This window comes from Pseudomonas sp. FG98 (assembly GCF_057808595.1).
Window position 1 is genome coordinate 70614 of the sequence record NZ_JBMDIJ010000010.1, and the last position, 26680, is coordinate 97293.

General features: G+C 64.2%; 26 protein-coding genes. 14 read left to right on the forward strand and 12 right to left on the reverse strand.

What is annotated here, in order from left to right:
- Positions 1–285: 285 nt before the first annotated feature.
- From ACODSK_RS09865 to pilM, 7 genes are all read right to left on the reverse strand, one after another.
- A complete protein-coding gene (locus ACODSK_RS09865; RefSeq protein WP_489015721.1) occupies positions 286–1935 on the reverse strand; it encodes an SPOR domain-containing protein in 1650 nt (549 codons plus the stop codon).
- 16 nt (positions 1936–1951) lie between these two features.
- Positions 1952–3049 (reverse strand): 3-dehydroquinate synthase, encoded by a 1098-nt coding sequence (aroB, locus tag ACODSK_RS09870; protein ID WP_489015723.1) that lies wholly within the window; start codon positions 3047–3049, stop codon positions 1952–1954.
- A 100-nt stretch (positions 3050–3149) separates the two neighbouring features.
- On the reverse strand, positions 3150–3668 hold the full coding sequence (aroK, locus tag ACODSK_RS09875) for a shikimate kinase AroK (RefSeq protein WP_075802147.1): 519 nt from the start codon (positions 3666–3668) through the stop codon (positions 3150–3152).
- Positions 3669–3672: 4 nt separating this feature from the next.
- Positions 3673–4935, reverse strand: coding sequence for a type IV pilus secretin PilQ (locus ACODSK_RS09880; protein WP_489015725.1), 1263 nt, complete (start codon positions 4933–4935; stop codon positions 3673–3675).
- A gap of 23 nt (positions 4936–4958) precedes the next feature.
- Positions 4959–5843, reverse strand: a complete 885-nt coding sequence (gene pilO / locus ACODSK_RS09885) for a type 4a pilus biogenesis protein PilO (protein WP_489015727.1) — start codon at positions 5841–5843, stop codon at positions 4959–4961.
- Positions 5840–6379, reverse strand: a complete 540-nt coding sequence (locus ACODSK_RS09890) for a PilN domain-containing protein (protein WP_489015729.1) — start codon at positions 6377–6379, stop codon at positions 5840–5842. The genes pilO and ACODSK_RS09890 overlap by 4 nt, the downstream gene beginning before the upstream one ends.
- A complete protein-coding gene (pilM, locus tag ACODSK_RS09895; protein WP_489015731.1) occupies positions 6379–7287 on the reverse strand; it encodes a type IV pilus biogenesis protein PilM in 909 nt (302 codons plus the stop codon). Before pilM ends, ACODSK_RS09890 begins: the two co-directional genes overlap by 1 nt.
- Positions 7288–7477: 190 nt before the next feature.
- Here pilM and ACODSK_RS09900 point away from each other — a divergent pair, with 190 nt between their 5' ends.
- Positions 7478–9907, forward strand: coding sequence for a penicillin-binding protein 1A (locus ACODSK_RS09900; RefSeq protein WP_489015809.1), 2430 nt, complete (start codon positions 7478–7480; stop codon positions 9905–9907).
- Positions 9908–10351: 444 nt separating this feature from the next.
- Here the strand turns inward: ACODSK_RS09900 and ACODSK_RS09905 are convergent, their stop codons facing one another.
- The 3 genes from ACODSK_RS09905 to rpmE form a co-directional block, all read right to left on the reverse strand.
- Positions 10352–11620 carry a malic enzyme-like NAD(P)-binding protein gene (locus ACODSK_RS09905; RefSeq protein ID WP_489015733.1) on the reverse strand — a complete coding sequence of 423 codons (1269 nt, stop codon included), beginning with the start codon at positions 11618–11620 and terminating at the stop codon, positions 10352–10354.
- A gap of 180 nt (positions 11621–11800) precedes the next feature.
- The gene (locus ACODSK_RS09910; RefSeq protein ID WP_489015735.1) at positions 11801–12553 is read right to left on the reverse strand and encodes a thermonuclease family protein; all 753 of its coding nucleotides are present in this window, start codon (positions 12551–12553) and stop codon (positions 11801–11803) included.
- A 59-nt stretch (positions 12554–12612) separates the two neighbouring features.
- Positions 12613–12828: a 50S ribosomal protein L31 gene (rpmE, locus tag ACODSK_RS09915; RefSeq protein ID WP_489015736.1), complete on the reverse strand. Its 216-nt coding sequence runs from the start codon at positions 12826–12828 to the stop codon at positions 12613–12615.
- A gap of 171 nt (positions 12829–12999) precedes the next feature.
- On the opposite strand from rpmE, the gene ACODSK_RS09920 reads away from it, so the two are divergent.
- The 3 genes from ACODSK_RS09920 to ACODSK_RS09930 all read left to right on the forward strand — a co-directional run bounded on the left by ACODSK_RS09920 (position 13000) and on the right by ACODSK_RS09930 (position 17752).
- Positions 13000–15219, forward strand: coding sequence for a primosomal protein N' (locus tag ACODSK_RS09920; RefSeq protein WP_489015738.1), 2220 nt, complete (start codon positions 13000–13002; stop codon positions 15217–15219).
- A gap of 105 nt (positions 15220–15324) precedes the next feature.
- Positions 15325–17061, forward strand: coding sequence for an arginine--tRNA ligase (argS, locus tag ACODSK_RS09925; protein ID WP_489015740.1), 1737 nt, complete (start codon positions 15325–15327; stop codon positions 17059–17061).
- A 1-nt stretch (position 17062) separates the two neighbouring features.
- Positions 17063–17752, forward strand: coding sequence for an SPOR domain-containing protein (locus tag ACODSK_RS09930; protein WP_489015742.1), 690 nt, complete (start codon positions 17063–17065; stop codon positions 17750–17752).
- Between the two features lie 49 nt (positions 17753–17801).
- Here ACODSK_RS09930 and ACODSK_RS09935 read toward each other — a convergent pair whose 3' ends face one another.
- Complete coding sequence (locus ACODSK_RS09935; RefSeq protein ID WP_489015743.1) at positions 17802–18221, reverse strand: NINE protein; 420 nt, start codon at positions 18219–18221, stop codon at positions 17802–17804.
- Between the two features lie 156 nt (positions 18222–18377).
- Here ACODSK_RS09935 and ACODSK_RS09940 point away from each other — a divergent pair, with 156 nt between their 5' ends.
- The 10 genes from ACODSK_RS09940 (at position 18378) to ACODSK_RS09985 (ending at position 25824) form a co-directional block, all read left to right on the forward strand.
- Complete coding sequence (locus ACODSK_RS09940) at positions 18378–19010, forward strand: C40 family peptidase (RefSeq protein WP_489015744.1); 633 nt, start codon at positions 18378–18380, stop codon at positions 19008–19010.
- Positions 19011–19221: 211 nt separating this feature from the next.
- The gene (locus ACODSK_RS09945) at positions 19222–19908 is read left to right on the forward strand and encodes a YggS family pyridoxal phosphate-dependent enzyme (protein ID WP_489015746.1); all 687 of its coding nucleotides are present in this window, start codon (positions 19222–19224) and stop codon (positions 19906–19908) included.
- 38 nt (positions 19909–19946) lie between these two features.
- A complete protein-coding gene (gene proC / locus ACODSK_RS09950) occupies positions 19947–20765 on the forward strand; it encodes a pyrroline-5-carboxylate reductase (RefSeq protein WP_489015748.1) in 819 nt (272 codons plus the stop codon).
- A gap of 10 nt (positions 20766–20775) precedes the next feature.
- On the forward strand, positions 20776–21366 hold the full coding sequence (locus ACODSK_RS09955) for a YggT family protein (protein ID WP_489015750.1): 591 nt from the start codon (positions 20776–20778) through the stop codon (positions 21364–21366).
- An 88-nt stretch (positions 21367–21454) separates the two neighbouring features.
- Positions 21455–22594 carry a homoserine O-succinyltransferase MetX gene (gene metX, locus ACODSK_RS09960; RefSeq protein ID WP_489015752.1) on the forward strand — a complete coding sequence of 380 codons (1140 nt, stop codon included), beginning with the start codon at positions 21455–21457 and terminating at the stop codon, positions 22592–22594.
- 7 nt (positions 22595–22601) lie between these two features.
- The gene (gene metW / locus ACODSK_RS09965; protein WP_075802163.1) at positions 22602–23222 is read left to right on the forward strand and encodes a methionine biosynthesis protein MetW; all 621 of its coding nucleotides are present in this window, start codon (positions 22602–22604) and stop codon (positions 23220–23222) included.
- 27 nt (positions 23223–23249) lie between these two features.
- Positions 23250–23684, forward strand: a complete 435-nt coding sequence (locus tag ACODSK_RS09970; RefSeq protein ID WP_489015753.1) for a DUF4426 domain-containing protein — start codon at positions 23250–23252, stop codon at positions 23682–23684.
- Complete coding sequence (gene rdgB / locus ACODSK_RS09975; RefSeq protein ID WP_489015755.1) at positions 23681–24277, forward strand: RdgB/HAM1 family non-canonical purine NTP pyrophosphatase; 597 nt, start codon at positions 23681–23683, stop codon at positions 24275–24277. The genes ACODSK_RS09970 and rdgB overlap by 4 nt, the downstream gene beginning before the upstream one ends.
- The gene (gene hemW / locus ACODSK_RS09980) at positions 24274–25488 is read left to right on the forward strand and encodes a radical SAM family heme chaperone HemW (RefSeq protein ID WP_489015757.1); all 1215 of its coding nucleotides are present in this window, start codon (positions 24274–24276) and stop codon (positions 25486–25488) included. The genes rdgB and hemW overlap by 4 nt, the downstream gene beginning before the upstream one ends.
- A 9-nt stretch (positions 25489–25497) precedes the next feature.
- Positions 25498–25824: a DUF3392 family protein gene (locus ACODSK_RS09985; RefSeq protein ID WP_009396795.1), complete on the forward strand. Its 327-nt coding sequence runs from the start codon at positions 25498–25500 to the stop codon at positions 25822–25824.
- A 127-nt stretch (positions 25825–25951) separates the two neighbouring features.
- Here the strand turns inward: ACODSK_RS09985 and trmB are convergent, their stop codons facing one another.
- Positions 25952–26677 carry a tRNA (guanosine(46)-N7)-methyltransferase TrmB gene (trmB, locus tag ACODSK_RS09990; RefSeq protein ID WP_489015759.1) on the reverse strand — a complete coding sequence of 242 codons (726 nt, stop codon included), beginning with the start codon at positions 26675–26677 and terminating at the stop codon, positions 25952–25954.
- Positions 26678–26680 lie beyond the last annotated feature (3 nt).

Sequence of the window (26680 nt, forward strand, 5' to 3'; positions counted from 1 at the left end):
GCTTTGCGGGGGCAATACGGGTGCCATTGTTGCACAGCGACAGACAAGCTCACAAATTTACTGACGCATCAGTGAAAATTTATGTCGCATTTTTGAATGTTTTTAAGCGGGTGCCGTGGTAACGGCTTGGCTTGAGTCTGAAGCGTTTCAGCCATGACTGCAAGACGGGCTTGTGGCCGGCAGTCCGGGACAGAAAAGCCTGCCGCGCATTTGCACAGCAGGCTGCCTGTGAATTCAGAGATTGATCAGGTGGCGGGGGTAGGAGCCACCTGAGTCAGGCTTTAATCAGCGCGTCGCAGCGAGCTCTTGTTGGACGCTTGCGACAGTGCGAGGCCAAGGTTTACCAGCCTGGACCTTGGCTGGCAAGGCTTTGATGGCATTCAGTGCAGCATCGCGACTGGAGAAGCTGCCGTAGGTGACCACGTACAGCGGCTTGCCCTGCAGGTTTTTCTTGAAGTAGCGATAGTCGCCACCCTGAGCTTTGACATAAGCCTGGGCGGTGGCTTCCGAGCTGGTGCCGAGGATCTGCACCACATAGTTGCCCGGTGCCTGCGAGCCATACCAGCCACTGCCAGCACCGCCGGCAGATGCTGCTGCAGCCGGCTTGGCCGCTGGTTTTTCCGCAGGCTTGACCGCTGGAGCGGCCGGCTTGGCAACAGCGACTTCAGCAGGCTTCGGTGCAGGTGCAACCGGCTTGCTGGCCGCAGGCGCGACAGGCTGATGAGTCGGTGCAACCGGCTGCGCGGAGGCCAGGGTCTGCGACGGCTGGATGGGCTGGGCCGGGGTCGGCGCAGGACCGGCAGAGGCACCATCGGGCGGGGCAATGGTGGTGACGGTTGGCGGTTGCAGCGCGGTGTTGCCTGCCGGGCCGCCTTCCTCGCCTTCGTTCATGCCGGCGGCTTCCGCCAGCGGACCGCGCATCACCGGCTGGGACTGGCCCACCAGCGGCAGCGGCATCGGCTGCGACGAGCCAGCGAATTCGATCGCCGGGCCGCCATTGTTCGACTGTGCATTGCTCGGCTGACCCTGGCCCAGCGGCAGTTGCGCCTGCTCGGCCGGTGCACCGGTCTTCGGCTGGTCGCCCTTCTTCGGCATCAGCACGGCAGCGCCGACGGCGACGATCACCACGGCAGACAGCGCCAGCACATGTTTCTTCGGCATAGAGAACCCCACTGATGGTCGCTTCGCCGTCGAACGGCTGGCGATCATGGCTTCGATCAAGGTATCGCGGGCGACCTGGTTGATGGTTCCGGGCCAGCCTTCGGAGTTTTGCTGGATATCGGCGATCTGCTCCGCGGTGAACACCTCGATGCCACGACCCGCGCCTTCCAGACGCTGCTCCAGGTATTCCCGGGTCTCGTCTTCGCTGTAGGGCTGCAGCTCGATGACATGGAAACGCTCTTCCTCGATCTCCAGCGCATCCAGGCTGGTGATCAGTTCGGGCTCACCGAACAGGAACACGTGGGGACGACCTTCGGCAGTACCCGCCGCCAGTTCCAGCAACGCTTGGAGCGCCGATTCGCCGAGTTGTTCCGCATCGTCCACCAGCAAGTAGACTTCCTGGCCGGTCAGCCCGAGCTGCACAACCTGGGACAGGATCGCCTGGACCTCGGCCTTGGCCACGTTGAGCGACTGCGCCACCTGGGCCAGCACGCCTGCTGCATCGCTGGCACCGCGGGCGGAAACCACCACGCTCTGCACCGACTGCTTGTTGGTGCTGGCCACCAGGGCCTGGCGCAGCAGGGTCTTGCCACTGCCTTGCGGGCCGGTCACCACCAGCAGCAACTGGCTGTAGCGGGCGAGATGATGCAGTTGCCCCAGGACCGGCTTGCGCTGGGCAGGGAAGAACTTGAAGCCCGGAACGCGCGCGGCGAAGGGATCGTGGTTCAGCTGGTAGTGGCCGAGAAAGGCCTCATCGGCATGCAAACTAGTCATCGGGCTCTCATCGACCTCAAAGCTGGGCCACGATGGCAGGGTAATCCGCCGCCAGCGTGGCCTGAAGAATCTCTTGCGGGTAGTCGTCGGTGACCACCGCCTCGCCCAGCTTGCTCAGCAGGACCAGGCGCAAACGACCATCGAGTACTTTCTTGTCTACCGACATGTGCTGCATGAACTGCGCCGGCGTCATGTCCTGCGGCGGTACCACCGGCAGGCCGGCACGTTGCATCAGGCGAATGCCGCGATCGCGGTCCTGCTGGCTGATCCAGCCCAGGCGCATGGACATTTCCAGGGCCATGACCGTACCCGCCGCCACCGCTTCGCCGTGCAGCCAGACACCATAGCCCATCTGGGTTTCGATCGCGTGGCCGAAGGTGTGGCCGAGGTTCAGGGTGGCGCGCACCCCGGACTCGCGCTCGTCGGCCCCCACTACCGCAGCCTTGGCCGCGCAGGAGCGACGAATGGCCTCGGTCAGGGCGGCGCCATCAAGATTGCGCAGGGCATCGACGTTGTCTTCCAGCCAGCCGAGGAACGGCTCGTCGCAGATCAGGCCGTACTTGATCACCTCGGCCAGGCCGGCGGACAGCTCGCGGGGCGGCAGGGTGCGCAGGCTGGCGGTATCGATCAGCACCGCGTTGGGCTGATAGAAGGCGCCGACCATGTTCTTGCCCAGCGGGTGGTTGATGCCGGTCTTGCCGCCGACAGAGGAGTCGACCTGGGACAGCAGGGTAGTCGGCACCTGGATGAAATCGACGCCGCGCTGGTAGCAGGCGGCAGCGAAGCCAGCCATATCGCCGATAACGCCGCCACCAAGGGCGATCACGGTGGTGCGGCGGTCATGCCGGGCGGTGAGCAGGGCATCGAAGATCAGTTGCAGGGTTTCCCAGTTCTTGTAGGCCTCGCCGTCCGGCAGGACCACCGGCAGCACCGAGTAGGCACCGAGGGTCTGGGTGAGACGCTGCAGATACAGCGGGGCGACGGTCTCGTTGGAAACGATGGCGACCTGCCGGCCGGCAATATGCGGCGCCAGCAGTTCAGGTTGTTCCAGCAGCCCTTCACCGATGTAGATCGGGTAGCTGCGTTCGCCCAGGTCGACCTTAAGTGTCTGCATGTATCCCCACAAAGAACGAAGACGCGGACTCGAAGCTTCGGTCCGCGTGATAACAAAGTGCCTCGTCACGGCATGACTGGTCGCCGAGGATAGTCATGCGTCAGCGAGGCGGCAACTTCTGCAAGCGCTCGAGAATATCCAGCACCACCATGCGCGGTGGCCGTTCGTCGGTTTCCACCACCAGGTCGGCGATCTCCCGGTACAGCGGATCGCGCAGCGCCAGCAGGTTGCGCAGGGTCTCCTCGGGATTGGCGGTGCGCAGCAGCGGACGATTGCGGTCGCGGGCGGTGCGCCCCACCTGTTGCTCCACGGAAGCATGCAGGTAGATGACCCGCCCGCCATCGTGCAGCGCCTTGCGATTGGCATCGCGCATCACCGCACCGCCGCCGGTAGCCAGGACCACGCCATCGGCAGCGCAGAGTTCGGCGATCATGGCCTGCTCGCGGTCGCGGAAACCCGGCTCGCCTTCCTTATCGAAGATCCACGGAATATTGGCGCCCGTGCGCAGTTCAATTTCCTTGTCGGAATCCTTGAATGGCAGGCGCAGCTCTTTGGCAAGCAGGCGGCCGATGGTGCTTTTGCCAGCACCCATCGGCCCAACAAGTATCAAATTTCGCACAGAATCAATGACTCACAGCAATCGCCTGGTCGCTCATGATACGCGGTGTCAGGAAGACCAGCAGCTCGGATTTTTTCTCTTGGACGGTGGAGCGACGAAACAGCCGCCCAACATACGGCACATCGCCGAAAAATGGCACCTTATCCAGCACATTACTTTTAGTGGTGGAGTACACACCGCCGATCACGATGGTCTGGCCATCCCCCACTCGCACCCGGGCAGTGACCTCGTTCTTGCGGATCGGCGGCACGCTGCCCTGGATGTTCAGGTAGTCCGGCTCGTCCTTGGTCACCTTGACCTGCATGCTCACCTGTCCGCCCGGCAGGATCTGCGGCGTGACCTCCAGCGACAGCGAGGCCTCGCGGAAAGTGATCGACGTGGTGCCGTTGACCCCCGACTCCTGGTACGGCACCTCGGAGCCCTTGAGGATCCGCGCGGTTTCCTTGTCGGCGGTGAGCACCTTGGGCTGGGAGATGATTTCGCCGTTGCCGGTTTTTTCCATGGCGCTCAACTCCAGATCCAATAACGCGCTGTCGCCGACAAAACCGAAGCCGAGGCGACCACCAGCGCGTTCGAGCCCAAGGTCGACGAAGGTCGGCGACTCCACTCCCGCTCCCTTCACCGCGAGTCGCCCGCCACCCAGCGAGCCACCCCAGGCCACCCCCAGGTTGCGCTCGTAATCGACATTGGCCTCGACGATCCGCGCCTCGATCAGGACCTGACGGACCGGCACATCCAGTTGCCCGAGCAACTGCCGGAGCCGGTCGAGACGCTGCGGATGCTGGCTGGTGATCAGGGTGTTGGTGCGCTCGTCGACGCTGATCGCGCCCCAGGGCTCTTCTTCCGGGCCGGTTTCCAGCAGCGGCTGGAGCAATGCGGCAAGATCCTCCGCCCGTGCATGGTTGACCCGCAGCAGCGCCTGCTCGCGCAACCCGGAGAGCGGACGCCCGGAGTTCTCCAGCTCTGCCAGCGGCGCCACCCACAGCACATTGCCGTCCAGACGCTTGCCCAGCCCCTTGCTGCGCAACACCGTATCCAATGCCTGCTCCCAGGGCACCTCCTGCAAGCGCAGGGTGAGACTGCCGCGCACCTCGTCGCTGACCACCAGGTTGACGCCCACGAAGTCGGCCAGCACTTGTAGTACTGCCCTGACCTCGACGTCCTGGAAATTCAACGACAACGCTTGCCCCGCATGGCCGGCAGGTGCCGGAACCGCGCCGGCGAATGGTGCTGCCAGCAACAGGCAGAGCAGCCACCTTTTGAACATCCTGTTCAAGTCCTTCTCCTTGTTTATCCGTTGCCGAGCGTCAGCACCCTGGGGATAGCGGCGATACCCTCTGCCCCCAGCAGCAACTCGATACGCCCTTCCTCGACCAGCACCACCCGGGCATCCGCCAGATGGTCACCCTCGCGCAGCAGATGTACCGAATCGCCCAGGCTGACCAGTGCCGCCTGCCCGAAACGGTCTTGCAAATAGCCCACCATCCGCGCCTGATCCAGCCCCAGGGCAGCCACCCCCGCCGCCCAGGCCTCGGACACCTCGAATGGATTGCGCGCCTCGACCGGCGCTGCTGTCGCCTGCTCGACCACCATCTCCGGTTGCAGTACCCGATACGCCTGGAGCCGCAGTTGCAGGCGCAGGGTCCCGGGCTCATTCGCCTCCGCAGCGCTCAGTTGCAGCTCGTGCAGCGTCACCAGCTTGCCCAGCTTCGCGAGGCCGGCGATGAAACGCTTCAAGGCGCGGTACTCACCAAGCATCTGCAATTGCAGCGGCAACTCGATACGGTTGGCGCCCGCGTGCGGATCCAGCACCGAGACCTGCTCGAAGGACAGCTCCGCCCCCAACTGGCCAAGGCCCTGCAACAGACTCGCCAGGCCATCATCGTCGAACAGTTCGCGGTGGCTGCGCAGCAGGTCGGCTTGCAGCCGGGCAACCTGCGCTTGCTGGGCCGCCTGCGATTCCACCTCGGCGGATTGCACCCGCCATTGCTGTTGCAACTCATCATGCAGGGCCCCTTCCCGGCTGATCGAGTCGAGCAGACCACGCCCCATGAAGCCGAAGGCCAATGCCGGGACCAGCAGCAGACACCCCGTCAGCAGAGCGCCCTTCGCCCACCACGGCCAGCGCAGCAGCGCGCGCCAGTCCAGCATGTCGTCGATCAGCGAAAGATTCATGGCGACTCCGGGGAACGCAGGCTGACCACAAGCCGAAAGCGCTCGCCTGATGGAGAGGACACCAGTTCTTGTAAATCCGGCGCCCCCAACCCGGACGACTGCTGCAGATTGCGCAACAACTGGGCCACCTCGGCACCGCTGCGCGCCAGCCCGGACAGTCGCAACTCACCGTCCGCCAGGTGCAGTTCGCTCAGCCGGGCGCCTGCCGGAACGATCTCCATCAAGCGAAAAAGCAGATCGCCACTCGCCCACTGCTGCCGTCGCAATGCCTGCAACTCGTCCCACTGCGCCTGCAAGTCGGCGAAACGGCTGCGCAAGTCCGCAACCTGTTCAAGGCCATCGGCGAGCCCGGCGATACGCTCATCCAGCCGGGCATTGGCCTCGCCACTCCGGTCAAGATGCTGATTCAGCAGGCCGATCCCCAGCAGCGACAGCAATGCTCCCAGCAGCAGGCTGCCGAACAGCAGCCCCTGCCAATAGCGAATCGCTCGCCGCCTGCGCCATTCGCGCCACGGCAGCAGATTGACCCCGGCCATCAGTCGTAACCCCGCAGGGCCAGTCCGCACGCGACACCAAGCAGGGGCGCGGCCAGCTTCAGCCCCTCGTGGTCGCGCTGTGGCGGCAACAGCCCTGCCAGAGGATCGAGGGCCCGGGTGACGACACCCAGGCGTTGCTGCAGTTGCTCGGCGAGCCCTTGCCAACCGGCCTCGGCGCCGGCCAGCCAGAGCCGATCCGGCATCGAGCCGGGCTCGCGCAACAGGCACTGGTCGACGAACTCCACCAGGCTTTCGAGACGCGGCTCCTTCGGCAACTGGTGCTCGCTGAACAACAGCGCCCCGTCAGCGCGAAAGCCATGAAACACCCAGCCATCCGCTTCCAGCAGCAATACTGCGGACAGTCCCGGTGCCTGTCGGGCCAGCACCCGTTGCCAGGCATGACTGTCGATATCGACGATCCGCGCACGCATCCCGGCCAGGTCCATGACCTGTTCCAGGCTGTCCAGCCACTCCTGGCGACAAGCGGTGAAGGCGACATTGAGCATGCCCGGAGTACCGGACACGACCCGATAGTCCAGGGCCGCCTCTTCCACCGAAAAGGGGATGAACTGCTCGGCCTCGTCCCGCAGCCGCTCGTCGATTTCCTCGTCATCCAGCCCTGGGGGCATTGCCACCGCATGCTGGATCACCGCGGCGGCCGGCACCGCCAGCACAGCCTCGCGAACACTGGCAGCGCTGTGCACCAGCGCCCGGCCCAAAGCCTCGGCCACCACCTCATGAGCGACTACCCGACCGTCCTGCAAGGCTCTGGACGGCAGTGGCTCGACCGCCCAACCACGCAGCGCCAGGCCACGCGGTCGGCGCTCCAGTTGCAGCAATCTGACGGCACCGGAGGCGATTTCCACCCCCAGCAGTGAACCGGCATCCCGGCTTGTGCGTCCAAACATCCTGTTTTCCTCGTTCCGTCCTGAAAAAAGGCAGCAAGCCGCCGTCCTGGCGACGGTGGCAGCCATGCCACCTTGACACCCGGTGCAAATCACGCGTGGAAGTGAAAATTGCTTATAATGCGCAGCGTTTTTCCGGCCCGACGGGCCCTGCGCTCAACCCAAAACTCCTACTGGACACCCCAAAGCCTTGATACGCCTGCTGAAGTTCTTCTGGTGGTCTTTCGTCGCAGTCATTTGCGCAGCCGTCCTCGGTCTGAGCGGCGCGTTTCTGTATCTTAGTCCCAGCCTCCCGTCGGTCGAGGCGCTGCGAAGCATCCAGTTGCAGATACCGCTGAGGGTCTACAGCAGTGACGGCAAGCTGATCGCCGAGTTTGGCGAAATGCGGCGGTCTCCAATCCGTTTCGCGGATATTCCCCCACACTTCATTCAGGCATTGCTGTCAGCCGAGGACGACAATTTCCTCAATCACTACGGTGTCGACCCCAGCAGCCTGATGCGCGCCGCCACGCAACTGCTCAAGTCCGGGCATATCCAGACCGGCGGCAGCACCATCACCATGCAGGTGGCGAAGAACTTCTTCCTGACCAGCGAACGCAGCTTCTCGCGCAAGACCAACGAGATCCTCCTGGCCCTGCAGATCGAACGCGAGCTGACCAAGGACGAGATCCTCGAGCTGTACGTCAACAAGATCTACCTGGGTAACCGCGCCTACGGCATCGAGGCGGCGGCACAGGTGTACTACGGCAAGTCGATCCGTGATATCAGCCTGGCGCAAATGGCGATGATCGCCGGCCTGCCCAAGGCGCCGTCGCGCTTCAACCCGCTGGCCAACCCGGCCCGGGCCAAGGAGCGCCGCGACTGGATCCTCGGGCGCATGTACAAGCTGGGCAAGATCGACGAGGCCAGCTACCAGGCCGCTCTCGCCGAGCCGCTGAATGCCAGCTACCACGTGCCGACGCCGGAAGTGAACGCGCCGTACATCGCCGAAATGGCTCGCGCCGAGATGGTCGGTCGCTATGGCAGCGATGCCTACACCGAAGGCTTCCGCGTGACTACGACGGTTCCGAGCAACCTGCAGGAAATCGCCAACAAGGCGGTGCTCGACGGCCTCACCGAATACGACCAGCGCCACGGCTACCGCGGCCCTGAATCGCGCCTGCCGGGCAAGACCCGCGCGGCCTGGCTGCAGGAACTGGCCAAGCAGCGCACCCTGGGCGGCCTGGAACCGGCCATCGTCACCCAGGTCGACAAGAGCGGCCTGCGCGTGCTGACCCGCAGCGGCGAAGACGCCAGCGTCGCCTGGGACACCATGAAGTGGGCCCGCCCCTTCCTCAACACCAACAGCCAGGGGCGCGCTCCGCAGCAGGCCAGCGATGTGGCGCAGGTCGGCGACCTGATCCGGCTGCGACGCAAGGATGACGGCAGTCTGGCCTTCAGCCAGGTACCGGGAGCGCAGAGCGCACTGGTGACCCTCGACCCGAACACCGGGGCGATCCGCGCCCTGGTCGGCGGCTTCTCCTTCGAACAGAGCAACTACAACCGCGCCACCCAGGCCAAGCGCCAGCCGGGCTCGAGCTTCAAGCCGTTCGTCTACAGTGCCGCGCTGGACAACGGCTACACCGCCGCCAGCCTGGTCAACGATGCGCCGATCGTGTTCGTCGACGAGTACCTGGACAAGGTCTGGCGGCCGAAGAACGACACCAACACCTTCCTCGGCCCGATCCGCATGCGCGAGGCGCTGTACAAGTCGCGCAACCTGGTGTCGATCCGCCTGCTGCAAAGCATGGGCGTGGACAGCACCATCGACTACATCGCCAGGTTCGGCTTCAACAAGCAGGACCTGCCGCGCAACCTGTCCCTGGCACTGGGCACCGCGACCCTGACGCCGATGGAGATCGCCACCGGCTGGAGCGCCTTCGCCAACGGCGGCTACAAGATCAATCCGTACCTGATCGAGCGCATCGAGAGCCGTAACGGCGAGACCCTGTTCACCGCCAACCCGCCGCGCACGCCGACCGGCCACGAGGCCCAGGGTGGTATCGCCGCGCCGCAGGAGCAGCCGATCACCATCGACGGTCAGCAGGCAGCTGCGACGCAGCCCCAGGCCCCGGTCATCGCCGAGCGCATCATCGACGGGCGGACCAGCTACATCCTCACCAGCATGCTGGAAGACGTGATCAAGCGCGGTACCGGCCGCCGGGCCATGGCCCTGGGCCGCAATGACCTGGCGGGCAAGACCGGGACCACCAACGAATCCAAGGACGCCTGGTTCTCCGGCTACAACGCCGACTACGTGACCACGGTGTGGACCGGCTTCGACCAGCCCGAGACTCTGGGCCGCCGCGAGTACGGCGGTACCGTGTCGCTGCCGACCTGGATGAACTTCATGGGTGCGGCACTCAAGGACAAGCCGGAGCACCGCTTGCCGGAGCCGGAAGGCATCCTCAGCCTGCGCATCGATCCGGTCAGCGGCCGTGCGGCCACGCCGAGCACGCCGAATGCCTACTTCGAACTGTTCAAGGCCGAGGACACGCCGCCTTCGGTGAACGAGATGGGCAATGGCGCAGCGCCTGGCAGCCCGCTGCCAGCGGATGAGGCGGCGCCGATGGATCTGTTCTGATCCAGAGACTTGCACCGGGAGTGCCGGCCTCATCGCCGGCAACGCCGGCTCCCACAGGGTTCTAGGCCAGCCACAGGCCCCTGTGGGCTGGCTTGCCAGCGATAGGCATGGGTATCTACACAACTTCAGATCAAACACGAAACGACAGGGTCCCGCGTACCTGTGGGAGCGGATTTATCCGCGATCGGCGGCGAAGCCGTCGTAAAACCTGAGTTCCAGGTCTTTCTGACACACCGATAGCACCGGTTTTATGGCCGCTTCGCGCCCAATCGTGGCGGTCCGGCGTTCCGGTAAATCCGCTCCTACAGGGACCGCGTTGAACATGGCAGAGATGTGTAGATACCCATGCAGCGATAGAGCCCTGAAGAACACCATAAAAAGCCCCGCCCAATAAAAAAGCCCCGACTCTCACGAGCCGGGGCTTTTTAGTGTTGCTTCAGCGGATCAGCCGTTGAACACTTCATCCACGCTGTTCAGCGGGTAGTGCTTCGGATACGGCAGGGTCGCTACGCCGGATTCGATGGCGGCCTTGGCCACGGCATCGGAAACCACGTTCAGCAGGCGTGGGTCCAGCGGCTTCGGAATGATGTAGCCACGGCCGTATTCCAGCGCGTCGACGCCGTAGGCCTCGCAGACTTCCTTGGGAACCGGCAGCTTGGCCAGGTCTTTCAGGGCGTTGGCGGCGGCGATCTTCATTTCTTCGTTGATGCGCTTGGCGCGAACGTCCAGGGCACCACGGAAGATGAACGGGAAGCCCAGTACGTTGTTGACCTGGTTCGGGTAGTCGGAACGACCGGTAGCCATGATCACGTCGCTGCGAGTGGCGTGAGCCAGCTCTGGCGAGATTTCCGGATCAGGGTTGGAGCAGGCGAACACGATCGGGTTGGCGGCCATGGAGTTCAGGCCTTCAGCGCTCAGCAGGTTCGGGCCGGACAGACCGACGAACACGTCGGCACCGTCCAGGGCGTCGGCCAGGGTGCGCTTGTCGGTAGCGTGGGCGAACACAGCCTTGTACTGGTTCAGGTCGTCACGGCCAGCGTGGATCACGCCGGAACGGTCGATCATGAAGATGTTTTCGACCTTGGCACCCATGCTCACCAGCAGCTTCATGCAGGAGATGGCTGCGGCGCCAGCGCCCAGGCAGACGATCTTGGCGTCGCCGAGGGTTTTGCCAGCGATTTCCAGGGCGTTGATCATGCCGGCGGCGGTAACGATCGCGGTACCGTGCTGGTCATCGTGGAAGACCGGGATGTCGCACTGTTCGATCAGGGCGCGCTCGATCTCAAAGCACTCAGGCGCCTTGATGTCTTCCAGGTTGATGCCACCGAAGGTGATGGAGATACGCTTGACGGTGTCGATGAAGGCCTGTGGGCTTTCCGAGTCGACTTCGATGTCGAATACGTCGATACCGGCGAAGCGCTTGAACAGAACACCCTTGCCTTCCATGACCGGCTTGGACGCCAGTGGGCCGAGGTTACCCAGGCCAAGAATGGCGGTACCGTCGGAGATCACTGCGACCAGGTTGCCCTTGCCGGTGTATTGGTATGCCAGCTCAGGATCGCGACCAATTTCACGCACCGGCTCGGCGACGCCCGGGCTGTAGGCCAGCGCCAGGTCACGTGCGGTTGCGGTTGGTTTGGTGAGCTCGACGCTCAGTTTCCCCGGACGAGGCTGAGCATGATATTCGAGAGCGGCAGTTTTCAGGTCTGACATGGTGGGCATTCCGCTTGTTTACTGTTCTGACGGACCGCCGAGGATACGCAAAGAGCAATGGGCCGACAAGACTGCCCGGTCACTTGTGTCAAGGCCTTTAACCTACGACTTTCAGCCAAGACCCGCGTAGTTCAAGGCTTTCAGTGTGTACAATCGACAATAAAAAATGTTCACAATTTTTTAGCTGTCGACCTTCTCCAGCATGCTCGTGTCGGTAAGCGTCAGCAACCAGCGTTTTTCACCGGGTTTCAGCGCAGATTGGCGAGAACGATCCAGCACCCAGCCACGTACTTCGATGCGGCGCGCCTTGAGACCGGAGGTAAAGGAAGGCGAAAACCCGCGCTGCAACCTTGCCGGCACCTGAACCACCAGGGAGCCGTCAAGTTCGATGCGGATGCCGCCGCGATTGCGCTGGATAGCGCTGACCCTGCCGCTGACCAGAGCAAACCCGGGACGGCGCAGATCCCGCGCCGCCGGCACCCGCGAACTGCTCCAGAGACCTAGCCTGGCCTTGCGTGCAGCCCTTTCGGCCTGGCGCTGACACGCCACCAGGCTGACGTTCGGCGCCACCGCCACGCGATAGCCCAGCCCTTCGCGCAACAGTCGGGCCGACAGATTGTCGCCAGAGCGCCCGTACACCTGGGCCAGGGTGCGGCCGTATCTGTCGTGGCTTTCACGGCCGATGCGCAAGCCGACACGCCCGCCATTCTCCCGAACCAGCGCCGCCAGCCGCCGACGGGCGGTCTCGGCCAGAGGCTCGCTGCGCTTGCCACGGCGCCCGATTTCCGGGGTGTTGATGCCAATCAGGCGAACACTGCGACCGTCGACGAGGCGCAAGGTGTCGCCATCCACCACATGCTGCACCTTCACCGTGGTGAGCCCGCTGGGTACCGGGCAGAAGGCTTGCGCCGGCAGGTGCCAAATCGCGGCCATAAAAAAAGCGCCCACAAGGGACGCTTTCTTCAGCAACGCGGGTAAACCCACGCGCAAACTTACTTCTTGGCGCCGAACATGCCGAAACGGTCGGCGAACTTCTGTACGCGGCCGCCGGTGTCCAGGACTTTCTGCTTACCGGTGTAGAACGGGTGGCATTCGTTGCACACGTCGATCGGCATCGGCTTGGCGAAAGTGGAACGGGTTTCGAACTTGTTGCCGCAGGAGCAGGTCACTGCGACTACTTCGTAATTCGGGTGAACATCAGGTTTCATGGTGAAACTCCTCGACTGACGTGCCGCCACCCAACACCATTGTTGAATACCGCACGTAATTAGGCGGCGAATAATACCAGAGGCGAGCATCAACGCAAGTTGTCGCTCGCACCGACCGTCGTCTGCTAGGCTCGCCGGCACCTGGAATCATCCCTACAGAGAAAACTGCGCGTGTCCGACGTCATCCTTCGCCTTGCCCTGCCTTCGCCCCTGCGCCGGCTGTTCGACTACAGGGCCACCGCGAGCATGGCCCGCCAGGCGCTGACACCGGGCATGCGCGTGCGCGTGCCATTCGGCCGTCGGGAGATGATCGGCATCCTCGTGGAGGTGGCCGAACACAGTGAAGTCCCGGCGGACAAGCTGAAGCCGGCGATCGCCCTGCTCGACCCGGTGTCGCCACTGCCGGCGGCGCTGTTCAAGCTGTGCCTGTGGACGGCCCAGTACTACCAGCACAGCCTCGGCGACACCCTGAGCTGGGCGCTGCCGGTGCTGCTGCGCCAGGGCGAACCGGCCGAAGCGCGCCAGGAGCGCTTCTGGCAGATTGCGCCGAACGCGCGCTTCGACGACCCACGCATCGCCCGCGCACCGCGCCAGCGCGAAGCCCTGGCCACCCTGGCCCAGCATCCCCATGGCGTGGCCCACGGCCTGCTCGGCAAGCTCGGCTTGAGCAAAGACAGCCTCGACCTGCTGCTGGCCAAGGAGCTGGTGCAGGTGGAGGTCCGCCGCCACGCCCCGCAAGCGCGCCACGAACACTGGCTGGCGCAACCAGAACTGCCACTCAACGATGAACAGCGCGCTGCCTTCCATGCCGTGCGCGCCGGTTTTGGTGCGTTCCATGCCTTTCTGCTGGCCGGGGTCACCGGCAGCGGCAAGACCGAGGTCTACCTGCAACTGATCCGCGAAACCCTCGAAGCCGGCAAGCAGGCGCTGATCCTGATCCCGGAGATCAATCTCGGCCCGCAGACCCTGGCTCGCTTCGAGCAGCGCTTCAATGCGCGCATCGCCTTGCTGCATTCCGCAGTCAACGATCGCGAGCGCCTCGACGCCTGGCTCGCTGCCCGCGATGGCGAGGCCGATATCATCATCGGCACCCGTTCGGCGCTGTTCACGCCGATGAAGAACCCGGGCCTGATCATCATCGACGAGGAACACGACGGCTCCTATAAACAGCAGGAAGGCTTGCGCTATCACGCTCGCGACCTGGCCCTGGTGCGCGCGCGGCAAGAGAACATCCCGATTCTGCTGGGCTCGGCGACACCCTCCCTGGAAAGCCTGCACAACGCCCATTCCGGCCGCTATGGCCTGCTGCGCCTCAATCACCGCGCCGGTGGCGCCCAAGCCCCGCGCTTCCTGCGCCTGGACGTGAAAAGTCGGCCCCTGGACAGCGGTATCAGCGGCCCGATGCAACAGGCCATCGGCCAGACCCTCGCCGCCGGTCAGCAGGTACTGGTATTCCTCAACCGCCGCGGCTTCGCCCCCACCCTGCTCTGCCACGATTGCGGCTGGCTGTCCGAATGCCCGCGCTGCGACGCGCGGATGACCGTGCACCAGCGCTCTGGCGAGCTGCGCTGCCATCACTGCGGCTATGACGAACGCACGCCGCGCCAGTGCCCGCAGTGCAACCATGTCGACCTGCGCCCGGTCGGCGCCGGCACCGAGCGCGCCGAGGAGCGCCTGAGCATCCTGTTCCCGGACTATCCGGTGCTGCGCGTGGACCGCGACAGCACCTCGCGCAAGGACGCGATGAACCAGTTGTTCGCCACCATCCAGCGCGGCCAACCGTGCATTCTGGTAGGCACGCAGATGCTCGCCAAGGGCCACCATTTCCCGCGGGTGACCCTGGTGGCCATCCTCGATGCCGATGGCGGGCTGTTCTCCGGCGACTTCCGCGCCAGCGAACGCATGGCCCAACTGATCGTCCAGGTTGCCGGCCGCGCCGGACGCGCCGAGGAGCCAGGCAAGGTGATCATCCAGACCCACCTGGCCGACCATCCTTTATTGGTGCAGCTCACCGAACAGGGTTACTTCGCCTTCGCCGAGCAGGCCCTGAGCGAGCGCCGCGCCGCCGGCCTGCCGCCCTTCGCCCACCTCGCCCTGCTGCGCGCCGAGGCGCACAAGCCGGGCCAGGCGGAAAGTTTTCTCGACGAAGCCTGCTCGGCCGCCGAACGATTGCTCGCCGAACAGGGTCTGCATGGCATCGAATTGCTCGGCCCGGTACCGGCACCGATGGAACGCCGCGCCGGACGCTTCCGCGCCCAACTGCTCTTGCAGGCCAATGCGCGTGCGCCGCTGCACCGGCTGATCGCCGCGTGGCTGCTAGTGTTGGAGGGGCTGCCCAGCGGTCGCCAGGTGCGCTGGTCCCTCGATGTGGACCCGGTGGACCTGTACTGACCCCGGCCCCAAAAGGTTGGCAACCCGCGCCCGGCAACGGATAATGCCCAGTTTTTCCACCTGCGCCTCGAAGCGCCACCGCGCTTGCGGTCGAAAGAGAATCCCATGAAAGACACCATTCGCCAGCTCATCCAGCAAGCCCTGACCCAACTCACCGCCGACGGTGTGCTGCCTGAAGGGCTGGCGCCGGCGATCCAGGTGGAGAACGCCCGGGACAAGACCCACGGCGATTTCGCCAGCAACATCGCCATGATGCTGGCCAAGCCGGCTGGCCTGAAGCCACGCGACCTGGCCGAGAAGATCATCGCCGCACTGCCGGCCGACCCGCAGGTGAGCAAGGTCGAGATCGCCGGCCCGGGCTTCCTCAACTTCTTCCAGAACACCCAGGCCCTGGCCTCGCGCCTGGATGCCGCCCTGGCCGACGCCAAGCTCGGCGTGCACAAGGCCGGTGCCGCGCAGAAGGTGGTCATCGACCTGTCCGCGCCGAACCTGGCCAAGGAAATGCACGTCGGCCACCTGCGCTCGACCATCATCGGTGACGCCGTGGCGCGGGTCCTGGAGTTCCTCGGCGACGAAGTGATCCGACAGAACCACGTCGGCGACTGGGGCACCCAGTTCGGCATGCTGCTGGCCTACCTGGAAGAGAACCCGATCACCAGCGACGAGCTGTCCGACCTGGAGAACTTCTACCGCGCGGCGAAGAAGCGCTTCGACGAATCCACCGAGTTCGCCGACCGCGCCCGCGGCCTGGTGGTCAAGCTGCAGGCCGGCGATGCCGAGTGCATGACCCTGTGGACCCGCTTCAAGGACATCTCGCTGTCGCACTGCCAGAAGACCTACGAACTGCTCAACGTCAAGCTGACCATGGCCGACGTCATGGGCGAGAGCGCCTACAACGACGACCTGGCCAACGTGGTCAGCGACCTCAAGGCCAAGGGCCTGCTGGTCGAGAGCAACGGCGCCCAGTGCGTGTTCCTCGAAGAATTCAAGACCGCCGACGGCGAGCCGCTGCCGGTGATCGTACAGAAGGCCGATGGCGGCTATCTCTACGCCACCACCGACCTGGCTGCCGTGCGCTACCGCAGCAACGTGCTGCATGCCGACCGCGCCCTGTACTTCGTCGACCAGCGCCAGGCCCTGCACTTCCAGCAAGTGTTCGAGGTAGCCCGTCGTGCCGGCTTCATCACTCACCCGATGCAGACCGAGCACATGGGCTTCGGCACCATGAACGGCGCCGACGGCCGTCCGTTCAAGACCCGCGATGGCGGCACCGTGAAGCTGATCGACCTGCTGACCGAAGCCAAGGAACGCGCCTATACGCTGGTGAAAGAAAAGAACCCGGAGCTGCCGGAAGACGACCTGCGCGCCATCGCCAAGGTGGTGGGCATCGGCGCGGTGAAATACGCCGACCTGTCCAAGCACCGCACCAGCGACTACAGCTTCAACTTCGACCTGATGCTCAACTTCGAAGGCAACACCGCGCCTTACCTGCTCTACGCCTACACCCGCGTTGCCGGCGTGTTCCGCAAGCTGGGCAAGGACTTCAGCGAAGTCGACGGCCAGATCGTCCTGCAAGCCCAGCAGGAACAGGACCTGGCCGCGCGCCTGGCGCAGTTCGCCGAGATCCTCAACAACGTCGCCGAAAAAGGCACCCCGCACATCCTGTGCAGCTACCTGTACGACGTTGCCGGCCTGTTCTCCAGCTTCTACGAAAACTGCCCGATCCTCGCCGCGGACACCCCGGAACAACAGCAAAGCCGCCTGCGCCTGGCTGCCCTGACCGGCCGCACCCTGAAACAGGGCCTGGAACTGCTGGGCCTGGAAACCCTGGAGCGCATGTAAGTTGGCTGCCAAGAAAAAACCTGCTCCCAAGCGCGGCGCCAGCCGCAACCAGCCCGCGGCCAAGGCGCCGATTCCGGGCTGGATGTGGCTGGCGGCCGGCCTCACCATCGGTGCCTTCATCGTCTTTCTGATGAAGCTGGAACCGGGTCGCGAGGACGTGAAACGGGAAAAACCGGAGCAGCAGAAGGCCGAGAAGATCGCCGAGGCAAACAAGACGCCGCCCAGCCCGCAGCAACCGGTGAAGCCGAAATACGACTTCTACACCCTGCTACCGGAATCGGAGGTGATCGTGCCGCCGGAAGCCGTACCGGAGAAAACCCCGCCGGTACCGGCGCAGCCTCCGGTGACCCCGGCAGAAGCGGCGAAGATCGACACCGCCCGTGCCCAGGCCGCGCTCAACGGCGAAGTCCCGCCACCCGCGCCACCAGTGATCAAGCCGGCCGCCACCACGCAGTTCTATCTGCAGGCCGGCTCGTTCCGCAAACAGGCGGATGCGGACAAGGTCCGGGCACAGATCATCCTGCTCGGTCAGTCGGTGCAGGTGGAGTCCGGTACGGTGAAGGAAGAGACCTGGTACCGGGTGCTGGTCGGTCCGTTCAGCAACCGCGAACAGCTGACCGTGGCGCAGAAGCAACTGGCTGGCAGCGGTTTCAACAACCTGCTGTTGCAGCAACGCCAGACCCGTCAGTAACCCCCGCCGCAAATGAAAAGGCCCTGATGAGAATCAGGGCCTTTTTGCTTCAGTAGCGCTCTTGCGCGTTCTTCATCGAGATCTGCGTGTTCAGCGTCCAGAAGTCGTACAGCACTCCGACCACGAACAGACCGCCGGTGAACAGGTAGATCACGCCGGTGATCCACTTGCCCATGAACATCCGGTGTACCCCGAACACACCGAGGAAGGTCAGCAGCAGCCAGGTGACGCTGTAATTGATCGGACCATCGTGAAAACGCAGGTCGGCTTCACGGTCCATGGCCGGGATCAGGAACAGGTCGATGATCCAGCCGATGCCCAGCAATCCCAGGGTAAAGAACCAGATGGTGCCGGTGACAGGCTTGCCGTAGTAGAAGCGATGCGCCCCGAGAAAACCGAAGATCCACAGCAGGTAGCCAATGACCTTGCTGTGGGTATCGGGGCGTCCTGCATTTTGATAACCGTTCATTCATAGCCTCGACGGGTTAGGAAAAAAATATCTAAAAACGATGTGACTTTTTTGGAACTTACCGACGTATGACAGTTCCGAGACGACCAGCGGATCAGAAATTGACCAGAAAGCTGTTATAAAGTTGCGCGCCAACACCCATAAGAGCCTTGCCTAATGCATTCTTTTTTCAAGACATGGCTGACTATTTGCCTATTGATACCCCTGGCCGCCCACGCCACCAATCGTGAGCAACGTCTTCCCAACGGTTATGTTGGATACACCGCCAACGCCACCGCAGTCCGCTCGAACAAGAGTAGCTCCGGCAAGCTCCATGCTTCCCGCCGGGTCACCAATGCCGCTGCAAAGCAGGCCGTCGCACAGATGCCGGCGAGCCAGAGCAGCAACGTGCTCAGCCGCGCCGTCAACCAGTTGGGCACGCCCTATCGCTGGGGCGGCAGCACGCCGGGCAAGGGCTTCGACTGCAGCGGGCTGGTGAAGTACGCCTTCAACGACATCGACGATGTCGACCTGCCGCGCACCTCCAACGCCATGGCCAACGGCGACCATGGGGTCAAGGTCGCCCGCAGCGACCTCAAGCCGGGTGACCTGCTGTTCTTCAATATCCGCAGCCGCCGGGTCAACCATGTGGCTATCTACCTCGGCAACGATCGCTTCATCCATGCCCCGCGCACGGGCAAGAACGTGACCATCGATACGCTGAACAAGCCGTACTGGCAGAAGCACTACGTGGTGGCCAAGCGGGTGTTGCCGCAACAGCAACAGCAGTTGCGCCTGGCCAAGCGCTGATCCCCCGAAGCTTCTATCGTCTGGACCGACGCCATCGCCGGCAACGCCGGCTCCCACAGGTATCGAGTACACCGCCGAACCCTGTGGGAGCTGGCATTGCCAGCGATGAGGCCGTCTGTAGCACCTTGCCACCCGGCCTGACGCCATACCTCCCCAAACCCCGCCAAGCGGGTAGAATGCCCCGGACCCAAAAGCTGCTGGCATTCATTCCATGTCCACCATTGCCGACAACCTTTCCACCCTCGCCGCCCGCATCCAGGCCGCCGCCACCGCAGCCGGCCGTAACCCGGCGGATATCCAGCTGCTCGCCGTGAGCAAGACCAAGCCCGCCGACGCCGTGCGCGAAGCCTTCGCTGCCGGAGTCCGCGATGTCGGCGAGAACTATCTCCAGGAAGCCCTGGGCAAACAGGCCGAATTGACCGACCTGCCCTTGACCTGGCACTTCATCGGCCCCATTCAGTCGAACAAGACTCGCGCCATTGCCGAGCACTTCGACTGGGTACATTCGGTGGACCGACTGAAAATCGCACAACGCCTCTCGGAACAGCGCCCGGCGCACCTGGCGCCGCTGAACCTGTGCCTGCAGGTCAACGTCAGCGGCGAGGCCAGCAAGTCCGGCTGCACCGCAGAAGAACTGCCGGCCCTGGCCCAGGCCATTGCCGCACTGCCAAACGTGCGCCTGCGTGGCCTGATGGCGATTCCCGAGCCGACTGACGACCGCGCTGCCCAGGATGCCGCCTTCGCCCGCGTGCGCGAGCTGCAGGACAGCCTGGGACTCGGCCTCGACACCCTGTCCATGGGCATGAGCCATGACCTGGAAAGCGCCATCGCTCAGGGCGCGACCTGGGTCCGCATCGGCACCGCGCTGTTCGGCGCCCGCGACTACGGCCAGGCCTGATCCATGCTTCTTTCCTCTTCTTCTATCAAGGACCTGACATGAGCAAGACTCGTATTGCCTTTATCGGCGCCGGCAACATGGCCGCCAGCCTGATCGGCGGCCTGCGCGCCCAGGGCCTGGAAGCCGCGCAGATCCGCGCCAGCGACCCGGGCGCCGAGCAACGGGCGAAGATCCACGCCGAGTACGGCATCGCCATGTTCGAAAACAATGCCGACGCCATCGAAGGCGCCGACGTGGTGGTGCTGTCGGTCAAGCCGCAGGCAATGAAAGCCGTCTGCGAAGCCCTCAAGCCGAGCCTGAAACCGGGCCAGCTGGTGGTCTCGATCGCCGCCGGCATCACCTGCGCGAGCATGAACAACTGGCTCGGCGCCCAGCCGATCGTACGTTGCATGCCCAATACCCCGGCACTCCTGCGCCAGGGCGTCAGCGGCCTGTACGCTACCGGCGAAGTCAGCGCCGAACAGCGCCAGCAGGCCGAGCAACTGCTGTCGGCGGTGGGCATCGCCCTGTGGCTGGATAGCGAAGCCCAGCTGGACGCGGTTACCGCCGTCTCCGGCAGCGGCCCGGCGTATTTCTTCCTGCTGATCGAAGCCATGACCGCGGCCGGCGAGAAACTCGGCCTGCCCCGCGAGACCGCCTCGAAACTGACTCTGCAAACCGCTCTCGGCGCCGCCCATATGGCCGTGTCCAGCGATGTCGATGCCGCCGAGCTGCGCCGCCGCGTGACCTCGCCCAACGGCACCACGGAAGCGGCGATCAAGTCCTTCCAGGCTAACGGCTTCGAAGCCCTGGTCGAGAAGGCACTGGGTGCTGCGGCACATCGCTCGGCGGAAATGGCCGAACAACTGGGCAACTAAGGAGAAACAAATGAGTGGATTGTCCGGCGCCGCGATCTTCGTGGTGCAAACCCTGGTCAGCCTGTACCTGGCGGTGGTCCTGATGCGGTTCATCCTGCAGATGGTCCGTGCCGACTTCTATAACCCGCTGAGCCAGTTCGTGGTGCGCGCCACCCAGCCGCTGCTCAAACCCATTCGCCGCATCGTTCCGAGCATCGGCGGCCTCGACACCTCGTCCCTGCTGCTGGCCGTGGTACTCCAGGCGTTGCTGATGGCCCTCGTACTGATGCTGATCTATGGCACCTTCGGCGACATCCTCCACCTGCTGCTGTGGGCGATCTTGGGTGTCACCTCGCTGTTCCTGAAGATCTTCTGGTTCGCCATGATCATCATGGTGATCGTCTCCTGGGTTGCGCCCAACAGCCACAACCCGGCCGCCGAGCTGGCCTGGCAGATCAGCGAACCGGTGCTGGCACCCTTCCGCCGCATCGTGCCCAACCTGGGCGGCATGGACATCTCGCCGATCTTCGCTTTCATCGCGATCCAGCTGATCCAGTCGTTCCTGATGCCCAAGCTGGCCGAGTACGCCAGCATGCCTCCAGAGCTGTGGCGGATGATCTGAAGCCCCTCTTCCCCGGCGGCGAGCCTTTGCTTGCCGCTGGGGATGGCCCTCTTTAGACTGACGCGTCATTCACGCGTGAGCAGGGTCGATGTCCACTGTCCTTCCCGAAGATTCCGTCGGTCTGGTTACACCGCAAATTGCCCGGTTCGATGAACCGCTGGCCCTCGCCTGTGGCCGTTCGCTGGCCGCCTACGAACTGATCTACGAAACCTACGGCACGCTCAACAGCGCGGCCAGCAACGCCGTGCTGATCTGCCACGCGCTGTCCGGCCACCACCATGCCGCCGGCTATCACACGCCGGAAGACCGCAAGCCGGGCTGGTGGGACAGCTGCATCGGCCCGGGCAAGCCAATCGATACCAACCGCTTCTTCGTGGTCAGCCTGAACAACCTCGGCGGCTGCAACGGCAGCACCGGCCCGAGCAGCGTCAATCCGGCCACCGGCAAGCCCTACGGCGCCGACTTCCCGGTGCTGACCGTGGAAGACTGGGTGCACAGCCAGGCACGCCTGGCCGATCGCCTGGGCATCCAGCAGTGGGCGGCCGTGGTCGGCGGCAGCCTCGGCGGCATGCAGGCGCTGCAATGGACCATCACCTACCCGGACCGGGTGCGCCACTGCGTGGACATCGCCTCGGCGCCCAAGCTGTCGGCGCAGAACATCGCCTTCAACGAGGTGGCCCGCCAGGCCATTCTCACCGACCCGGAATTCCACGGCGGCTCGTTCCAGGACCAGGGCGTGATCCCCAAGCGCGGTCTGATGCTGGCGCGCATGGTCGGGCATATCACCTACCTGTCCGATGACTCCATGGGCGAGAAATTCGGCCGCGAGCTGAAGAGCGACAAGCTCAACTACGACTTCCACAGCGTCGAGTTCCAGGTCGAAAGCTACCTGCGCTACCAGGGCGAAGAATTCTCCGGACGTTTCGACGCCAACACCTACCTGCTGATGACCAAGGCGCTGGACTACTACGACCCGGCCGCCCGCCACGGCGGCGACCTGGCGGCGAGCCTGGCCCATGTCACGGCGGACTACTGCGTGATGTCGTTCACCACCGACTGGCGCTTCTCCCCGGCCCGCTCGCGGGAAATCGTCGACGCGCTGATCGCCGCACGCAAGAACGTCTGCTACCTGGACATCGACTCGCCCTACGGCCACGACGCCTTCCTGATCCCGACGCCGCGCTACATCCAGGGCTTCACCAACTACATGAAACGCATTGCCTGCTGAGGACCCCATGAGAGCCGATTTGGAAATCATCCAGGACTGGATCCCCGCCGGCAGCCGCGTCCTCGACCTGGGCTGCGGTAACGGCGAACTGCTGGCCTCGCTGCGCGACACCAAGCAGGTCACCGGCTATGGCCTGGAGATCGACGCCGACAACATCGCCGAGTGCGTGGCCAAGGGCGTCAACGTCATCGAGCAGGACCTCGACAAAGGCCTGGGCAACTTCGCCAGCAACAGTTTCGACGTGGTGGTCATGACCCAGGCCCTGCAGGCGGTCGAGTACCCGGACCGCATCCTCGACGAGATGCTGCGGGTAGGCCGCCAGTGCATCATCACCTTCCCCAACTTCGGCCACTGGCGCTGCCGATGGTATCTGGCGACCAAGGGTCGCATGCCGGTTTCCGACTTCATGCCGTATACCTGGTACAACACGCCGAACATCCACTTCTGCACCTTCGAGGACTTCGAGGCGCTGTGCAGCGAGCGTCGCGCCCAGGTGCTCAACCGCCTGGCGGTGGACAATCGTCACCGTAACGGATGGGGTGGGCGCCTGTGGCCTAATCTTCTAGGTGAAATCGGCATTTATCGCGTCAGCAGCCCCGGCCTGCAGGAGCACAAGGTCGCGGTGTAACCCATCGTCAACCCGGAGGATAGGATCATGCGTCGCTTAGCCCTGTTGTTGTTCAGCCTGTGCCTGGCCGTGCCGGCACTGGCCGCCGATGCCGCCAAGCCGGAGCGCAAGGAAGTGTTCGGCGACATCACCGTGCATTACAGCGTGTTCAACTCCACCTTCGTCCAGCCGGCCACGGCCCAGGCCGCCGGGCTGGTCCGCAGCAAGAACCAGGGCGTGATCAACATCACCGTGCTCAAGGGCGGCAAACCCGCCGTGGCCAATGTCAGCGGCACCGTTTCCGACCTGACCAGCCGGCAGAGCAACCTGTCGTTCAAGCAGGTCACCGATCAGGGCGCCGTGTACTACCTGGCCCAGTTCCCGGTAGAACAGGAAGAAAACCGCACCTTCGCGATCAGCGTCGGCTCCGGCGAGACCAATAACAGCTTCAGCTTCACTCAAACCGTATTCCCAGGCGAATGATGAATATCCAGCAACTCGTATTGGCCAGCCACAACGCCGGCAAACTCAAGGAACTGCAGGCCATGCTCGGTGACACCGTGCAACTGCGTTCCATCGGTGAATTCAGCAGCGTCGAGCCGGAAGAAACCGGCCTGTCGTTCGTCGAGAACGCCATCCTCAAGGCGCGTAATGCGGCACGCATCTCCGGCCTGCCGGCGCTGGCCGACGACTCGGGCCTGGCCGTGGACTTCCTCGGCGGCGCGCCGGGCATCTACTCCGCGCGCTATGCCGACGGCAAGGGTGATGCAGCGAACAACGCCAAGCTGCTCGAAGCGCTGAAGGACGTGCCGGAAGCCGAGCGCGGCGCCCAGTTCGTCTGCGTACTGGCCCTGGTGCGGCACGCCGACGATCCTCTGCCGATCCTCTGCGAAGGCCTGTGGCACGGGCGCATCCTCACCGAGGCCAGCGGCGAACACGGCTTCGGCTACGACCCGCTGTTCTGGGTACCGGAAACCAACTGCTCGAGCGCCGAACTGGCCCCGGCAGACAAGAACCAATTGAGTCACCGCGCCCGTGCAATGAGCCTGCTGCGTCAACGTCTGGGCCTGGCATGACCGAACAATCGCCGGCCCAGCCACTGCACATGGACGAGGCAGGCTTCACCACTCAAGCACCACGGGCGGCACTCCCGCAGCTACCGCCCCTGGCGCTGTACATCCATATCCCGTGGTGCGTGCGCAAATGCCCGTACTGCGACTTCAACTCCCACACCGCCAGCGCCAACCTGCCTGAAGAGGCCTATGTCGACGCCCTGCTGGCCGACCTCGACCAGGAACTGCCGGCAGTCTACGGCCGGCCGATCAGCACGATCTTCTTCGGCGGCGGTACCCCGAGCCTGTTCAGCGCCAGGGCCCTGGGCCGGCTGCTGGCCGGGGTCGAGCAGCGCATCCCGTTCGCCAGCGATATCGAGATCACCCTGGAAGCCAACCCCGGGACCTTCGAGCAGGAGAAGTTCAAGGCCTACCGCCAGTTGGGGATCAATCGCCTGTCGATCGGCATCCAGAGCTTCCAGCAGAGCAAGCTGGAGGCGCTTGGCCGTATCCACAATGGTGACGAGGCGATTCGTGCTGCGGACATGGCGCGCAATGCCGGGTTCGACAACTTCAACCTCGACCTGATGCACGGCCTGCCGGACCAGACCCTGGAAGAAGCCCTGGGCGACCTGCAACAGGCCATCGATCTCGGCCCGACCCACCTGTCCTGGTACCAGCTGACCCTGGAGCCGAACACGGTGTTCTGGAACCAGCCGCCGGAGCTGCCGGAGGACGACATCCTCTGGGATATCCAGGAGGCCGGACAGGCGCTGATGGCCCGCCACGGTTATCGCCAGTACGAGATCTCCGCCTATGCCCAGCCGGGCCGGTCGGCGCGACACAATCTGAATTACTGGAGCTTCGGTGACTTCATCGGCATCGGTGCCGGCGCCCACGGCAAGCTCAGCCACCCGGACGGACGCATCCTGCGTACCTGGAAGACCCGTCTGCCCAAGGACTACCTGAACCCGGACAAGGCCTTCAAGGCCGGAGAAAAGCTGCTGCCGGTGGACGAACTGCCGTTCGAGTTCCTGATGAACGCCCTGCGCCTGACTGAAGGTGTCGACGCGGCGCTATTCAGCCGCCGCACCGGGCTGCCGATAGAGCAACTGAAAGAGGCGCGTCGCGAGGCCGAACAAAAGGGGCTTTTGCAAGTCGAACCGACGCGGCTGGTCGCCACACCACGGGGCCAGCTGTTCCTCAACGACCTGTTGCAGTACTTCTTGACCTAAGGAAAGCGCATGGACCTGGTACTCGACCTGCTCTCGACCATCTCCCGCTGGAGCCGCAGCAACCTTTCGGAAATCTCGCTGGCGCTGGTGGGCTGCCTGCTGGTGCTGTTCGGCACGGATATCAAAAGCTGGGTAGAGGGCCGCCTCGGCAACCTGGCCGGCGCCCTGCGCGTGCCGTTCATGGCGCTGCTGGTGCTGATCGGCAGCGGCGCTGCGCTGATCTATGCCACCCCGTGGGTGGTGAGGGGATTGAGCCAGTTCAACAACTATGCGCTGGCCCCGGTGCTGCTGGTGGTGCTGGTGTTGATCGGCGTGGTGGCTGATAGGCGGGGGTAAGATTTGAGGGCCCTATCGCTGGCAACGCCAGCTCCCACAAGGTTCTCTGCCGACCACAAGATCTGTGTTCGACTCAGTCCCTGTGGGAGCTGGCATTGCCAGCGATAGGGCCCTCAGAATCGCCGGATCAATCAGCCAGCTTCTCGTACTTCAGATCCCACACCCCATGCCCCAGCCGCTCGCCGCGGCGTTCGAACTTGGTGATCGGGCGCTCTTCAGGACGCGGCACATAGGTGCCATCCGCCGCCTGGTTGCGGTAACCCGGCGCAGCATTCATCACTTCCAGCATGTACTCGGCATAGGGCTCCCAGTCGGTAGCCATATGGAACACGCCACCCACCTTCAGCTTGCGTCGCACCAGCTCGGCGAACTCCGGCTGGACGATACGACGCTTGTGGTGGCGGCTCTTGTGCCACGGATCGGGGAAGAACAGCATCAGGCGGTCCAGGCTGCCGTCGGCGACGCACTTGTTCAGCACCTCGATGGCATCGCAGTCATATACCCGCAGGTTCTTCAGGCCCTGGGTCAGCACGCCGTTGAGCAGCGCACCCACGCCCGGACGGTGCACTTCGACACCGATGAAGTCCTGCTCCGGAGCAGCGGCGGCCATCTCCAGCAGCGAGTGGCCCATGCCGAAACCGATTTCCAGGGTGCGCGGTGCCGAGCGGCCGAACACCTGGTCATAGTCCACCGGGCTGTCGGCCAGCTTGAGGATGTACAGCGGGCCGCCCTGCTCCAGGCCGCGTTGCTGGCCTTCGGTCATGCGCCCGGCGCGCATCACGAAACTCTTGATGCGGCGGTGCTGGCGCTCTTCGCCTTCTTCGTTGACAGGCGTTTCTTGCGATTCGGTCATCTG